A 16200-nucleotide genomic window follows, 5' to 3' on the forward strand; every position below is an offset into this window, starting at 1 on the left:
GATCATCGTTAATGACATGTTAAGGTGAATAGATAAATGGTATAAGCCATTCTGCTTTTTTCATGCCTTCATGCTACAATAAAAGCAATTGAAATGGAGGAAGTTGAATGTCTTTACCAGTACAAAAAAACGACCGAATCACGGTTCATATAGAAGATCTGACGCATGACGGAGCGGGAGTCGCCAAAGTAAATGGCTACCCGTTATTTATCGTGGGCGCACTGCCTGGAGAAATGGCAGAAGTCCATGTCCTGAAAACCTTGAAATCGTATGGCTTTGCCAAATTGATTGAAGTTATCAAACCATCTGAACACCGTGTTGCACCACCTTGCCATGTATTTGATGAATGTGGAGGCTGCCAAGTTCAGCATCTATCCTACGAAGGACAGCTTCTGTGGAAACAGCAAATGGTTAAAAATGCGATGACTAGAATCGGGAAACTGCCAGACGTGCCTGTCCTTCCTGTAAAAGGAATGGACAACCCTTGGCGTTACCGCAACAAATCTCAAATTCCATTCGGATTGCAAGATGGACGAGTGGTCGGTGGGTTCTATAAAACCCGTTCACATGAAATTGTCGACACGGATATCTGTATCATCCAGACCGAAGAAGCGGACGACATCCTACGTGAATTGAAGAAAGAACTCGGCAACCTCGGCATCATGCCGTATGAAGAAAAATCTCACCAAGGGATGCTACGTCATGTTGTTGTGCGCAAAGGCCGCGCAACTGGTGAAATCATGGTCGTGCTCATTACGAAGAAAAAGAAATTCAAGGAAAAAGACGAAGCAGTGGCCGTTATCCAACGTATCTTGCCGCAAGTCACTTCCATCGTTCAAAACGTAAACGAAGAAAAAACCAACGTTATCTTCGGCGACAAGACCATCACACTTTGGGGCAAAGACGCCATTGAAGATTTGATCGGTGATGTGCGTTTTGAAATTTCAGCACGTTCGTTCTATCAAGTGAATCCAGAACAAACCGAAGTGTTGTACCAACAAGCACTGGACTACGCACAACTGACTGGTGGAGAAACCGTCATTGATGCCTACTGCGGAATCGGCACCATTTCTTTGTTCCTCGCTAAAAAAGCGAAACAAGTATTGGGTGTGGAAATCGTTCCACAAGCCATCGAAGATGCCAAACGAAACGCGGAAATCAATGGCTTCACAAACACTTACTTCGAAGCTGGCCCAGCAGAAGTCGTCATCCCAAAGTGGTATAAAGAAGGAAAAACTGCCGATGTACTAGTAGTCGATCCTCCACGTAAAGGATGCGACGAAGCATTATTGCAGACGATTTTGGAACAAAAGCCGAAGCGTGTAGTTTATGTATCATGTAATCCAGGTACCTTGGCAAGAGATTTACGCATATTAGAAGATGGTGGGTATGTTACGCAAGAAGTTCAACCAGTCGATATGTTCCCACAGACGACACATTGTGAAGCGGTGGCTTGGTTGGAGTTAGTATAATATATAAAAGAACGTATTTCCCATCGAGGAATACGTTCCTTTTTTCATTTCGCTTTATATTTTTTAACCGAGAGTTTGAAGTTGTATCCATAGTGAGAGGAATTGAGTTTGAAATGATAGATAATTTTTGGCGTGATTTACCACGACCATTTTTTGTACTTGCACCAATGGAAGATGTGACAGATGTTGTTTTTCGTCACGTAGTAAGTAAAGCAGGTAGACCGGATGTATTTTTCACAGAGTTTACAAACTCGGATAGCTATTGTCATCCAGAGGGCATGAAAAGTGTGCGTGGCCGTTTGACTTTTACAGAAGATGAACAGCCATTGGTGGCACATATTTGGGGGGATAATCCCGAATATTTCCGTCAAATGAGTATTGGCATGGCAGAGCTAGGATTTAAAGGCATCGATATTAATATGGGCTGCCCTGTACCTAATGTGGCATCGAGAGGGAAGGGTAGTGGCCTTATTCTGCGTCCAGACGTTGCGGCAGAACTTATTCAAGCAGCAAAAGCGGGCGGACTGCCTGTCAGCGTGAAAACTCGACTTGGCTATGAGGATGTAAATGAGTGGGAGGAGTGGCTAACGCACATTTTAAAACAGGATATTGCGAACCTTTCTATTCATTTACGTACAAGAAAGGAAATGAGCCAGGTAGATGCGCATTGGGAGCTAATTCCGGAAATCAAAAAATTACGTGACCGTATCGCACCAAATACGCTGCTAACAATCAATGGAGACATTCCTGACCGTCAAACTGGGCTGCAGCTTGCTGAACAATATGGTATTGATGGAGTTATGATCGGGCGAGGTATTTTTAAAAATCCTTTTGCTTTTGAAAAAGAGCCAAAAGAGCATAGCAGTAAAGAATACCTTGATCTTTTAAGACTGCAGCTTGATCTTCAAGATCAATATGCGGAAGCACTGCCACGTTCAATCACAGGGCTTCATCGTTTTTTCAAAATTTATGTCAAAGGATTCCGTGGAGCTGGTGAATTAAGAAATCAATTGATGAACACGAAATCAACAGATGAAGTGCGTACATTGCTTGATAACTTTGGAAAAGAATGTTGATGGGACGGGGACAGTGAAATGATGTAACCCTCAAAAAGTTAGAGAAAAAATGAATCACATCAACTCATGTGTACTTATTTTATTCAGTTTCAAGTTCCTTTTCAGCCGGTAGCTTTTGTTTTGATAAAGTCTGTTTTCTAAAAGAAAAACGTCTTAAGAATGTAATAAACCCACCAGCACCCTTGTGTTGCCACATACACTCTGCACATGTGGAGTGCTACGTGTTGCTAAAATTACGTTAAACAATAGCAGATGGCAACGAGAATCTATAAAAGATTCTCGCTGTTCCGTCTGCTTTTATTTCTAACCTTTCGATTAGGCGGTGCAAGTAAAAGGAAATATAGGCTTATGGAAAAACAATTAGACATTTAAAAATCCTTAGTAAATTTGACAATGATTATCAATTTCATTTAACATGAATTAGTTACATTAAATTGACATGATTTTTGTTTTTTAAAAAAAATCTACTTTTTTATTTCTTAATGTATTAGATTTCTATTAAGATATCACTTTCAAGAACTATCAAAGGGGTAAAATATAAATGAACTGGAAAAAAAGCGGATTATGGATTATTATTTTTTTCACTGTAAAAGGTACGCTTTCTACACTATTAATTGTTACAGGTGCTAAATATTTTAATTTATCATATATGCAAATTTTAGTACTAGTACTGGTCTTGTTACTGATTTCTCTAACAGGTCGTAAATTCCTTCATAGACGTAAACAAACCAGTAAAGCAAAAATGTAAAACGGAGTGCCAAAGAATTGGCGCTCCGTTTTTGTTATATATTTAGCATATGTTTCTACTTGTTGTAGAGGGACCAAAGATGGTAGTGGTGAAGTTGGTGCTCCTGCATCTAGTCATTTACCTATCAACTTGTACTCACATACATGTGTATTTTAGCTATAAAATATTTACTTACCCTTATGGTGTCATATAAGTATTGATTTGCATATGGTACACCAAGTTGATTATAGAGGCGAAGTCCTTTCTTCTAATGGATGAAATCGAATTGTAACGAATCAAAAAGATATGAGTTATGGAACCGTAGCATACATTTATGGAGCCTAACTTTTTTTTCAACACATAACAATAATTTTATAGGGAGTGGTTTGGGCTGGTATGCTCATTGTGGTAGGGCCATATACAAAAGTAAATTTCGGTTTGGAGGATTTAAGGTGAAGGTTTGATTGTTCGATAATAATATCGGGGCATAAGATGTTACTTAATAAATACTAATAAACAGTAGCTAGAATTCTTTTAGAACGTAGGAAAATGATGATTATAGGTATTATGTAAAGGAGCATGTTATGAATAATTATTACGATTGGACGAATATGAATCCTCCGAATGTAGTTTCGTTTGCTCGTGGAGATGTAACTGGGGATAGAGTACCTGATAATGTCTATTTAACCGGCATAATGACTCCAGATAGTCCATTTATTCAAAATATCACCCTGCTCGTTCAAGATGGAAGATCTGGCGAGTTAACAAGTGTCCCACTTCGTGAAAATGCAGGCTACAATCCTACTGTATTCTTGGGGGATTTTACTGGGAATGGAGTAGATGATATTTTCATAAGTATTGCTACAGGTGGTAGTGGTGGAATTATGTACCATTATATTTATTCCTTTGTGGATAATACAGCACAATTATTATTTGATTTTAATGTATATAATGAGCAGTACCAATATGAGGTTACTTATCAAGATTATTACAAAGTGGAAGTTGTTAGCATAATAAATAATAAAAAGTACATTATTGACATATCCACAAAAGGCAGCGAGTATTTAAATGAAATATATGATGAAAATGGCAAACTGAAGAGTCCTATTACTGGATTTGTAAATCCTCTTAGTGGTTTATATCCTGTAGATTTTGATTTAAATAAACGGTATGAGCTATTGGCCTATCAGAAAATTGCTGGGAGATATAATGCTGATTCTTTAGGGTTTGTTTTGAATACTTTAGCATGGTTGGATAATAGGTTTGTTTTGCAAGATCAGTATGTTGCTATTTTGGGATATTAGGATATCAAATTTATAAAAACCTCATTTAGATACACCACGGGGAACCTTACCACAAATAAATGCGGTTTTAAATTAAATTAAATAAAAAACTAAGGCTGATTTTCTTTACTAAAAGAAAATCGGCCTTTATAAATCATATACAGATTTTTTCATGTACTTTTATTACTGTGTAGTTAATCCACCATTTTATTTAACAATCTAGGCGCATTGATCTAATAGATCAAGCGTCTTTTTTTTGTGTCAGATTGTATTATTCTACGGACTGTTCTTGCGAGAATATATGATAACGTTAATCAAATGAATTTCATATTTATGAAATTATTTCATAATAGATTGAATTATACTCTGATATATATTATATTATTCACGAATATGAAATTCGGGGTGAAGTGATGAATATAGGAATGGAAATAAAGAAATTGAGGACTGAAAAAGGAATTACTTTGAAAGAGTTAAGTGAAAAAAGCGAACTATCTGTTGGATTTCTGTCTCAATTAGAAAGAGGGCTTACTACCATAGCAGTGGATTCACTTGAAAAACTAGCTGATATTTTGGAAGTACATTTAACACATTTTTTTGATTATCCACTTAAAAGGAAAGATATGGTTTTAAGAAGTTATGAACAAAAAATAATGGATTCAGTAGAAGGTGGTTTTATTAAGTATAGTTTAAGTACAAATTTGGAAAATAAACAACTTGTTCCAAGGCTTATAGAAATTCTTCCTCAAAAGAAAGATGAAGAAATATTATCCTATAAGCATGAGGGAGAAGAGTTCATTTATGTTTTAGAGGGTATATTAACAGTTTACATAAATGGTGAGAGGCATGAAGTATATCCTGGTGACAGTGTTCATATGGACTCAAATATTGCCCACAATTGGGCTAATTATACTAATAAAATGGTCAAGCTTATAGCTGTTAATACGCCTAATTATATCTACAATAGAGGATTTGATAATACAGATGCTGACTAGTAAAGACATTATATAAAGTTAATAGAAAGTGGTAATTACAATGGATAAATTAATATTATATCTAATTGGTTCTTTTTTTGTAATCGGAGCTATTGATTATATTACCGGAAATCATTTGAAACTGGGTGGGAAATTTGAGGAAGGCATAAAGACCATGGGGGCTTTAGGGCTTGGCATGATAGGAATAATTTCATTAGTCCCTATATTTACAAATTTTTTATCTGTTGTGATTATTCCAATCTGTAGATTTTTTCATCTAGATCCCTCTATAGTTCCAGCAGCATTTTTAGCTGTAGATATGGGGGGCTATCAAATGGCTAATAAGCTAGCATTGACAGAGGAAATGGGGGCATTCTCAGGAATTATCATTGCATCTACTTTAGGAGCCACAATTAGTTTTACAATACCTGTCGCGTTAGGGATGCTTTCTAAAGAGGATGAAAAATACTTTTCTAAGGGTGTGTTGGTTGGAATTATTACTATACCAATAGGATGTCTTGCAGCAGGCTTATGGCAAAAAATAAATATCAATATATTAGTGTTGAATCTGGTCCCTATATTTGTTTTTGCCATTATTTTAGGGGCAGGATTATTAAAAGTTCCTCATGTTTTTATAAAAGTTTTTAATGTATTTGGAAAGCTTATAGTGAGTTTGAGTACTGTTGGGTTACTTTTACAAGGTATAGAAGTGATATTTGATGTAAGGCTTGTATCAGGATTAGCACCACTATCTGAATCTACTGTTATAGTAGCCAAGATCGCATTTGTTTTAGGTGGAGCATATCCTATGCTAGCGCTTATTAATCGAATTTTTAAAAATAGTTTTGAAAAAATAGGGGAGAAATTTGGAATTAATTCAGTGTCAGTAGCAGGCATTCTAGGAAGTTTAGCTAGTAATCTGCTGATATTTGGAACATATAAGGAAATGAATCCTAAAGGAAAAGTGGTATGTACTGCCTTTGGAGTAAGTGGAGCATTTGTATTTGGTGGTCAACTTGGATTTGTGTCAGGAGTAGCACCAGATATGATAGGAGCATTTATAATATCAAAGCTTACAGCCGGAATAATTAGTATAGTACTAGCCGCATGGCTGTATGACCGTGAAAGTAAAGAATTTAGTCTTAAGGAAAATGGAGGTATTAGTAATGAATATCAGAGATAGGGTCGAAAAGTTAAGGCAGCTAATGAAAGAAAATCAAATGGATGCTTATATAATTCCCAGTTTTGATGCACATCAGAGTGAATATGTAGCAGAACATTGGAAATGTAGACAATGGATATCGGGATTTACAGGGTCAGCAGGTACTGTAGTTATTACATTAGAGGATGCTGGGTTATGGACAGATGGTAGATACTATATTCAAGCTGAAGAGCAGCTTGAGGGCTCAGGAATCAGATTATTTAGAATGATGGATCCAGGGGTACCATTTTATTCAGAATGGCTAACAGATGTTCTTAATGAAGGAGGCATTGTGGGCTTTGATGGAAATGTTTTTTCAATTAATATGGTTAAAAAGATGGAAAAAGATCTAAAAGCAAAGAGAATCGCATTAAAAATGAATCAAGATTTAATTGGTGATCTGTGGGAAGATAGACCGGAGATTCCTAAAGGACCAATGTTTACTCATGACGTAAAATATGCAGGCAAATCACGAGTAGAAAAATTAAGTGAAGTAAGAGAAGAAATGAAAAATAATGGAGCAAATTATTATATTTTAACTTCCCTTGATGACATTGCATGGCTTTTAAATATAAGAGGAGCCGATGTGCCTAACAATCCAATTGTAATAGCTAATGTAATCGTAGCAGAACATAAATGTTATTTATTTATTGATTCTTGCAAGGTTCCAGCTTTGGTTAAATTAGAACTGGAGGCTGAAGGAATCGAGTTAAAAGCGAATCATGAAATACAAACATTCTTGAGAAATCTTTCAGACGGAGATGCCGTTATTTTAGATACGAATAAAACAAATATCAGTTTATATAATGCCATTAACAGTAATACAAAGAAAATTGAAATTCCTAACATCACGACTAATTTAAAAGCTATTAAAAATGAAGTTGAGATAAAAAATTTAAAATGGTGTGAAATAAAAGATGGTTTAGCCATGGTGAAATTTATAAAATGGCTAAAAAACTCTGTAGATAAAGAAGAAATTACAGAGATTACTGCAGAAGAAAGATTAGAAGATTTCAGAAGGGGGCAGGAAGGATTTGTTGGACCTAGCTTTGATACGATAGCGGGTTATAAAGAACATGCTGCGATGATGCATTATAAAGCCAATAAAGAAACCCAATATACTCTTAAGAATGAAGGTCTTTTTTTAATTGATTCAGGCGGACAGTATTATGATGGAACAACAGATATTACAAGAACGATTGTTTTAGGAAAACTTACCGATGAACAAAAAAGAGATTTTACTTTGGTGTTAAAAGGATTTATTGCATTAAGCTCAGTAAAATATTTATACGGAGCAACAGGCTCTAACTTAGATGTTTTAGCAAGACAACCAATTTGGCAGTATGGTTTGGACTATAAATGCGGGACTGGACATGGGGTAGGTTTTTTCTTGAATGTTCATGAAGGACCACAAAGCATAAGGAATGATAATAATAATGTTATATTAGAAAAAGGCATGATTATTACGAATGAACCCGGAATTTACCTCGAAGGTAAATATGGAATTAGAATTGAAAATATGATGTTAGTAGTTGAAGACGAGAAAACAGAGTTTGGTCAATTTATGAAGTTTGAAACAATCACGTATTGCCCAATTGATTTAGCCGGTATCAATAAAGATATGTTAACAGAGAGTGAAAAGCAATGGTTAAATAATTATCATCAAGAGGTATACACAAAGCTAGCTCCTTATTTAAATGAAGAAGAGAGAGTATGGCTAAGGGAAGAAACTAGGGAAATATAAATAGGTATTACCGAATACAAGTAATATTTATCGCCTTAAAGTATAAAATCAATGTAATTCACTAACCTTGCAGATTCATTTAAAGTACAAGTAGAAATTACAAAAGCGACATATGGCTTAAATGGAATTCTAGGTGTTTACTTTATGATTAAGTTGGATCTAATCATTGATTTTAGAGAAAAAGCAGCGATTCGAAAATAGAAAAAATTCATATAGATGTGCCACGAAGAAGCGTATCATAATGTTATTCAATAATATGGCACTGTAATGGAGCAATGAAAAATAAGCCTAATTTCTCAGCGTTAAATTGAGAAATTAGGCTTTTTAATATTGAATTATCCTTAACCATAGTAGGCTTCCGATAAAAAGGGGAAAAGTTCCATTCTCTCAAATAAAGCAAGAGGAAATTATTTAATGAAAAGGGCGGCACCAAGACCATTTACTTATTTATATTTACTTTCTCTTATTATCATATTAATCAAGGATTTACATCAATCATCTAAACTTATAAGAGTAATAGATTTTATAAGGAGATGAGCAATATGAAGAGGAAAAATTTTATATTAGCAACAATGGCTACCCTTATGGTGTGTTCAGCGGCAAGCCAAGTGTCAGTACAACCAGCCTCAGCCGCTATAAACCCGTCTTGGTCACACAACTCGAAGAGCTTTGGTCCCAAAGAGTTTGATCTTCAGGCGCACCGCGGCGGACTTGGGCTCACCGTTGAGTCCACAATTGCATCGTTTTCCAAGGCCCTCGAGCTCGGGGTGAGTACACTCGAACTTGACGTGCAGATTACTGAAGACCATCAAGCAGTTATTACTCACGACCGTAAGATATCGGGTGCCAAGTGTAAAGACAAAGGCCCGGCATTTACTGGAGACCCTGAGTATCCTTACGTTGGCAAGTATATAAAGGATCTAACTCTTGCTCAGGTACGTACGCTGGACTGCGGTTCACAAATGTTGCCGCAATACCCAGGTCAGGCCCTGAGCACTGGTGCACAGATGCCACTTCTATCCGAGGTTTTCGATCTTGTCAAGCTCTACAACGCTAATAATGTCTGGATGAATATCGAGATGAAGGTGGAAGCCGGGGCACCGGAGCAAACAGCTCCACGTGAAGAATTCGTGCAGATTGTTGCCCAAGAGGTTCGCGAAGCCGGAATGCTTAACCGAGTTTCAATCCAAAGCTTCGATTGGGGTGCGCTCATGCGAATGAAAGAGGTTGAACCTCGCTTGCCCCTAATCGCACTGACTAACGGTCCTCAATTCCTGCAACCAGGTCAACCGGGTGCATCTCCTTGGTTGGGTGGTATTGACATAGACGACTTTGGGGGAGACCTCGTTGCGGCGGCCCACTCGTTCGGCGTTGACGCCATTTCACCAGTTCATGGTTTCCCGCAGAATGGAAAAGTCACTGATGAGAGCTATGTGCCGTATGTGACAAAGAGTATGGTTCAGGATGCGCATAAGTACGGCATGAAGGTCATTCCGTGGACAGTCGACGACGAGCCTACTATGGACAAGCTTATCGATGATGGCGTAGATGGAATCATCACTGACTACCCAGACCGCCTACGTGTGGTCATGGAGCAGCATAATCTTGAACTACCTAAGAGTTATTCTGCTCGCAAAAAGTAATGGAAATGAAAAATTTTTTATAGTTGAAAAAGGAACCTGGACTATAGACAGAGAATACTTACATTATAGAAACCCCTTTTATCAAGGTGGAAGAATGTCCATTTGCCTTTGGTGAAAGACAATGTATGTAATCAATTAATAGGAGGTAATTATGGGGAGATTAGTTCATTTCGAAATTCATGTGAATGACATGGAACAGGCAAAGAAATTTTATGGAGAGGTATTTGGATGGTCATTTCAAGATTATAGTGAATATGCAGGAATGCCTTACTTTGGAGCAGTGACTGGTGATGAAAAGGAACCTGGAATCAATGGTGCTTTAATGCAACGTCAAAGTGCTCCGCCGGAAACGAACCAAGCTTTAAATGGATTTGCTTGTACAATGGGAGTGGAAAATTACGATTTAACGGAAGCAAAAATTATTGAGAATGGCGGCAAGGTCGCAATGCCCAAATATGCCCTGCCTGGAATGGCATGGCAAGGATACTATATCGATACCGAAGGCAATATATTCGGAATTCATCAGCCCGATGTGAATGCAAAATAAAATCTTTAACCCTTATGATTTACATGAAAAGACAGCTTCTCCGGATTAAAGGAGAAGCTGTCTTTTTTGTACTAATGATAGGGATGATGATGATCGTATTCTAATACAGAAGAGATGCCGCAGAATGTGATAACTTCTTGTTCCACTTCACACTTCGAAAACTAGGATCGTCACGAAACCTTTAAATATTAGAATGAATACTAGAAGATAAACTCGACTCTAGCAGTTCGTTCTAATCCGATGCTACTAAAGAGACTCCTTGATTACCTTCTTGGAATACAGAATTGACAATAGTCCAAAGATCGAATATAAAGCTGTGTAAATCCCCATGACGATAAACATCGGAGCCCATAGCTCGGTCCCGAACAGGAACCAGCCCGATTGGACCGCAAAGTAGCTGTGTGCGAGTCCGACGATTAAAGGAATGCCGAAATTGAACAGCTGTTTATAGCGGATTCCTTTCAGCAAATCGCTTTGTGTAAAACCAAGCTTTCGCAGAATGGTGTAATTCGGTTTTTCTTCATCACTCTCGCCCATCTGCTTGAAGTACAGGATACAGCCGGAAGTGATTAGGAAAGTGAGCCCGAGGAATCCAACAATGAACATGGCTAGGCCCATCGTATTTTTCTGCTTCTTGCTTATATCCAGGCGGGAATCGTTGGCATAGTTGCCATTCAATCCGTTTTCTGCAAACAGTTCATTCGCACGAACGATTTCCTTTTCATCGGCTATGTCGATGCCGATATAAACCATGGATTCTTTTTGAATAGCGGGATCCACATCATTTTTCAATCGCTTGAACACAGTTTTGTCGACGACAGCGATTGGAAGTCCGCCATCCGTGAAGTACCAGGAGACGACGAAGTCCTTCTCCATCCCTATGAACTTCTGTGGGATACGTTCTGTTTTGCCAATCAGCTCAATGTTTCCTGAGTCTTTAATTTTGATGATTTTCTGGAGCAAATTGCTGGTCCCAGTGAAGACCGTTTCATCCGCCTTGACATCAATGCTTTTGACACTGCTGTCGCTGACGACAGGAAGCGACATGGCAGCTGCATCCTTCGCAAGCTCCGGCATTTCTGTTTCCATAATGTCAGAGGCATTGATTTTCACAGTGAGGACGTCGATCAAAGTTTCACGGTACTTGATGCCCTCCGTCTCCAGTGAATGCTTGAATTTATCAGCGGCAGCTGTATCCGTTAGTGAAAAGTGAGCAGGGGAATAATCCGTTGCCGTCTTTTCTGCTGAATAATAAGAGATATAGCTTAAGCACAGCAAGCCAATTGCCAGTGCCGATACTGCCGTGATAATCGTCAGCAGCAGTGCGTTTGATTTCAGCCTAAACTGGATGGAGGACAGTGACAGCACTTCATGGACGGTTAAATGACCATCTTTTTTCTTTCGGATCAAATTGGCAAGGAAACTGACCGACCCTTTATAGAACAAGTATGTCCCGATAATGACTGAAGCTAGTGTGTACGCCATGGCAATGAAAAGCCCAGTCATCCCCGAGAAATCGCCTTCGAACAATCTGGATGATACGAAGTATCCTGAACCGATTAAAAACAATCCTGCAATGCCAATGGCGATTTCCCATTTGGATGTTTTCTTCACATGGCTTTCCGTGGAGGACGTCAAAGTGAATAAGGATAATATGCTTTGCTTTCGGATGAACAAATAATTCATCACCAAAATCAATAAAAAGATCCCGATGAAAACAGCCAATGTCTGGATGAACGCCTGTGTTGAAAACTGGAGGGTGGCCGCAGTATCCACTGCCGTCAGTTTAAATAGAATCATCAAAGCCAATTTAGAAAATGAAAACCCGATAAAAATCCCCAATACGATTGAGCTGAAATAAAGGATGAGATTCTCGATGCTCAGGATACGGAATATTTTCGCTTTGGTCATGCCGATTAGTTGGAACAAGCCGATTTCTCGGCTGCGCCGTTTAATGAAAATCGTGTTGGCATACAGCACGAATATCGTGACAATCGCCACAAGCAGGATGGAGGCTGCACGAATGGAAGCCCCGCCTTTGATTGTGCCTTTCGTTGCATCCATCGCCGGATCGTATTGCAGGGTGACGAATGAGAAATACAGTGCGACACTGAATACGAGTGCAAATACATATAGATAATAATTTTTGAGATTCTTTTTCAGGTTGCGGAAGATGATGATGTTAATGTTCATTCTGAACTCCTCCAAGCACACCTTGCGTTTTGATGATATCTTCGAAGAACGTCTTTCTGGATTGATTCCCTTTATGCAGTTGCGTATACACTTGGCCGTCCTTGATGAAAATCACCCGGCTGCAGAAGCTGGCAGCGGTAGGGTCATGTGTCACCATTGCGATAGTTGACTGTCTCTGCCTGTTCAATTCGCTCAGTTTGTTCAGCAAGTCTGAAGCGGATTTTGAGTCAAGAGCGCCGGTCGGCTCATCCGCGAAAATAATGCTTGGTTCATGGATGAATGCCCGTGCTGCAGAAGTCCGCTGCTTTTGGCCGCCTGATATTTCGTTCGGATATTTATGCGCAATCTCCAGAATGCCGAGCCCACTAGCCAATGCCGTAAACTTGTCTTCGGCTTCCTTTTTCGGCAATTTGGTGATTGATAACGGCAGCAGGATATTTTCCTTTACCGTCAGGGTGTCAAGCAGGTTGTATTCCTGGAAGATGAAACCGAGATGGTTTTTGCGGAATTCGGCCAGCTGTTTCTCCTTCATTCGGTTCATTTCACTGCCATTGATCTGGATGGTACCTTCGCTTATATGGTCGATAGTGGAAAGAACATTCAGCAAAGTCGTCTTACCGGATCCGGATGCGCCCATGATGCTGACGAATTCACCTTTCTGGATACTGATGTCTATGCCTTTTAGTACTTCCTGTCTATTTAACTTGCTACCGTAGCTCTTACGGATTTTTCTTGCTTCCAATATGTTCATATGTCCATACTCCTTTTGTTTTGTTGGGATGAGTTAATTATAAAAAGGAATGACATGTTAATCCTGCGATTGGCCGAACAAAAAACAAAAGCATGTGACACTTTTGTCACATGCCCTGTAAGTTCAGAAATTCATTTCGTTTAGGAAATGATAAAGTGACAGTCGTCCCTTGACCAATCTGAGACTCCACATCAATTTTGATGAGAAGGGGGGCTGCCGCTTTTTTCGCCAAATAGAGGCCGATTCCGGTCGAGGCCTGCTCCCGGTGATTGGTCGTTGAAGTGAACCCTTTGTCAAAGATTCTTGGAAGGTCTTTCGGATCGATTCCTCTTCCTTGGTCCACTATATCCAGGAAGGTCTGGCCGTCTTGACTGTAGCTTCGAATCTGGATGTCGCTTGCGTCACTATATTTGATAGCATTGGTCAACAGCTGACGGATGATGAAGGACAGCCACTTAGCATCACTCAGTACATCCGTTATGTCGAGCTGTATGTCAAAGCCAATGCCTTTTTGTATGCACCATGATTGCACGGTTTTGATTTCAGTGAAAACAATCGATTCAAGATTGATTTGTTCGATATAAAGGTCGTTCTCGATGACCGTCAGACGTTTTTGGTGGAGTTGCTGGTCCAAAAGTAAGTGAATCCGAAGCCATTCTTGGTTCAGATGGGCTTTCAGCGATTCATTTTCGACGCGTCCAATCATCAATTGCATGGCGGTCAAAGGAGTTTTGACTTCATGAATCCAGGATAGAAGATCGTCTTTCTCCTGCTCCAAATGGATGCGGTTTTCTGACAGCTCTGCTTTCAGCAGCGCAGTTTGCTCCGTGATGCTGCGCTCGACAATTGTTTCAAAAGGGCTAACGGGTTCTGCAACTTCCGAAAGGTCGAGGCTGCTTTCCCAATCTTCCAGGCTTCGGTAAAATCTCGTTTCTTTAAAATAACGGAAGCATAAAAAGACGATAAAAAGTAAGAAGGACAAGAAAGAAATATAGAGTATGGGGCCGAATGGGATCGCCGCGTCAATATATGCAATGAACAGGCCGAAAACTTGCAATGCAGCGAACAGGAGAATCCAGCTGACTCGTTCAGTCAGGAAGTTACGAATCATAATTCTTTGCCTCTTCAAGCGCCATATATCCCTGTCCGACTTTCGTTAGTATGTATTGTCCGAGTCCTAGCTCATCAAGGCGCTTGCGCAGCCGGTTGACATTGACCGTCAGCGTATTGTCGCTGATGAAGCGCTTGTCGTCCCAAAGGCTGTTCATCAACTGGTCTCTGGTGACGATTTTATTCTTCTGCTCTATGAGGAGCTGAAGGATGAAGCTTTCATTCTTGGTCAGTTCAATTGAACCCAAATCATTCGAAACCGTACTCTTTTCAAAATCAACCGCGGCACCGCACCACGTCCGCAGGCTTACCGGATCGGAACTATAGTTGTAAGCTCGGCGAAGAATCGCCTGGATCTTCGCAATAAGAACCTCAAAATGGAAAGGCTTCTGGATAAAGTCATCAGCTCCAAGCTGCATCGACATGACCATGTCTGTGGGATGGTCACGGGAGGACAGGAAGATGATCGGCACATTCGAATGCGACCGAATCATCCGGCACCAATGAAAGCCATCAAATTTGGGCAGCTGGATATCAATAATGACCAGATCAGGCTTAACGGAAATAAACTCATCCATGACATTGTTGAAATCATTGATTCCGTAAACTTCGTAAGACCACTGCGAGAGCCTGTCCTGTATTTCATCAAACAAGGAAGCATCATCTTCAATTAACAACAATTTGAACAAAAAAATCACCACACAGCCGTTTAGTATTACTTAAATTGTATAGCAATTTCTGTCAGTTTGCTAATTGAAATTAACAGCAAGTAAACGAAAAACACTGCCCGGGGGCAGTGCTAATATACGTTCATTAATTTATTGATCTTGTTTTTGAAGCCCTCCGTCATCAAGGAATCTAATACGCCCGATTTTGCCTTCTTCAGGACAAATGGCATCTCCAGTAATTTTAAATTCCATGGATTTCTCACCTTTTTTGGTGTACTCAACCAGCACGGTAAAATCGTAAGTTAGAGGTGTATTCGGGTTATTGCTTTTTACCACCTGAATGTCGAGGACCTTTATTTCATAAGAATAATCTTCCCCCATGTGGTGAGGATGCAACGCAAGGGATCTAATGTAGAAATCATACTCGCTATCCGTGAAATATGGTCCATACGCCTTTTTAAAGAAATCCATATAAGCCTCCCGTTCAGGAGTGCCTTCCGTTGGGTCCGAAGTATAGACCGTTCCTTCTGCATCATTTTCGTAAATCTCATCGTATTTTTTGGTAAGGTTTTCCCATAATTTTATATATTCCTCATTCGGAACCGTATAATCATGTTCAAGCACAGCCGTGATCGCAGCTATGTTTTTTTCATCGTCCAACACAACGTCATCCTTGCCTTGATTTTCAACTTTTTCATCGGTCGACACAACTGTAGTTTCACCTTGAACTTCCGTTTTTTCCTTCGTACAGCCAGTCATCAGCAAGCAAGCAATTAGCATGAAGCCACTTATGCACCTTATCTTATGCAAC

At 39.4% G+C, this 16200-nt stretch carries 14 protein-coding genes; 9 read left to right on the plus strand and 5 right to left on the minus strand.

Annotated elements, in window-relative coordinates; translation table 11 throughout:
• The first annotated feature begins 107 nt into the window (after positions 1-107).
• The 9 genes from rlmD (at position 108) to MHH33_RS03500 (ending at position 10667) form a co-directional block, all read left to right on the plus strand.
• Positions 108-1472, plus strand: a complete 1365-nt coding sequence (rlmD, locus tag MHH33_RS03460; RefSeq protein WP_342542951.1) for a 23S rRNA (uracil(1939)-C(5))-methyltransferase RlmD — start codon at positions 108-110, stop codon at positions 1470-1472.
• Between the two features lie 113 nt (positions 1473-1585).
• On the plus strand, positions 1586-2548 hold the full coding sequence (locus tag MHH33_RS03465; protein WP_342542952.1) for a tRNA-dihydrouridine synthase: 963 nt from the start codon (positions 1586-1588) through the stop codon (positions 2546-2548).
• Positions 2549-3089: 541 nt separating this feature from the next.
• Positions 3090-3296, plus strand: a complete 207-nt coding sequence (locus MHH33_RS03470; protein WP_016429386.1) for a hypothetical protein — start codon at positions 3090-3092, stop codon at positions 3294-3296.
• 563 nt (positions 3297-3859) lie between these two features.
• A complete protein-coding gene (locus tag MHH33_RS03475; RefSeq protein WP_342542953.1) occupies positions 3860-4579 on the plus strand; it encodes a VCBS repeat-containing protein in 720 nt (239 codons plus the stop codon).
• Between the two features lie 392 nt (positions 4580-4971).
• Positions 4972-5553 carry an XRE family transcriptional regulator gene (locus tag MHH33_RS03480; RefSeq protein ID WP_342542954.1) on the plus strand — a complete coding sequence of 194 codons (582 nt, stop codon included), beginning with the start codon at positions 4972-4974 and terminating at the stop codon, positions 5551-5553.
• A gap of 40 nt (positions 5554-5593) precedes the next feature.
• Positions 5594-6715, plus strand: coding sequence for an ethanolamine utilization protein EutH (gene eutH, locus MHH33_RS03485; RefSeq protein WP_342542955.1), 1122 nt, complete (start codon positions 5594-5596; stop codon positions 6713-6715).
• Positions 6699-8477: an aminopeptidase P family protein gene (locus MHH33_RS03490; RefSeq protein ID WP_342542956.1), complete on the plus strand. Its 1779-nt coding sequence runs from the start codon at positions 6699-6701 to the stop codon at positions 8475-8477. The genes eutH and MHH33_RS03490 overlap by 17 nt, the downstream gene beginning before the upstream one ends.
• A 542-nt stretch (positions 8478-9019) precedes the next feature.
• Positions 9020-10120: a glycerophosphodiester phosphodiesterase family protein gene (locus MHH33_RS03495; protein ID WP_342542957.1), complete on the plus strand. Its 1101-nt coding sequence runs from the start codon at positions 9020-9022 to the stop codon at positions 10118-10120.
• A 151-nt stretch (positions 10121-10271) separates the two neighbouring features.
• Entirely contained in the window at positions 10272-10667 is a 396-nt protein-coding gene (locus MHH33_RS03500) for a VOC family protein (RefSeq protein ID WP_016429380.1), read from the plus strand.
• A 246-nt stretch (positions 10668-10913) separates the two neighbouring features.
• On the opposite strand, the gene MHH33_RS03505 is transcribed toward MHH33_RS03500, so the two are convergent.
• From MHH33_RS03505 to MHH33_RS03525, 5 genes are all read right to left on the minus strand, one after another.
• Positions 10914-12860 (minus strand): ABC transporter permease, encoded by a 1947-nt coding sequence (locus MHH33_RS03505; protein WP_342542958.1) that lies wholly within the window; start codon positions 12858-12860, stop codon positions 10914-10916.
• On the minus strand, positions 12850-13611 hold the full coding sequence (locus MHH33_RS03510; protein ID WP_342542959.1) for an ABC transporter ATP-binding protein: 762 nt from the start codon (positions 13609-13611) through the stop codon (positions 12850-12852). The genes MHH33_RS03505 and MHH33_RS03510 overlap by 11 nt, the downstream gene beginning before the upstream one ends.
• 106 nt (positions 13612-13717) lie before the next feature.
• Complete coding sequence (locus tag MHH33_RS03515; protein ID WP_342542960.1) at positions 13718-14722, minus strand: sensor histidine kinase; 1005 nt, start codon at positions 14720-14722, stop codon at positions 13718-13720.
• Entirely contained in the window at positions 14712-15410 is a 699-nt protein-coding gene (locus MHH33_RS03520) for a response regulator transcription factor (protein WP_342543725.1), read from the minus strand. Before MHH33_RS03520 ends, MHH33_RS03515 begins: the two co-directional genes overlap by 11 nt.
• Before the next feature lie 129 nt (positions 15411-15539).
• Complete coding sequence (locus MHH33_RS03525) at positions 15540-16199, minus strand: hypothetical protein (protein ID WP_342542961.1); 660 nt, start codon at positions 16197-16199, stop codon at positions 15540-15542.
• Position 16200: the final 1 nt, after the last annotated feature.

This window comes from Paenisporosarcina sp. FSL H8-0542 (assembly GCF_038632915.1).
Lineage (GTDB): Bacteria > Bacillota > Bacilli > Bacillales_A > Planococcaceae > Paenisporosarcina.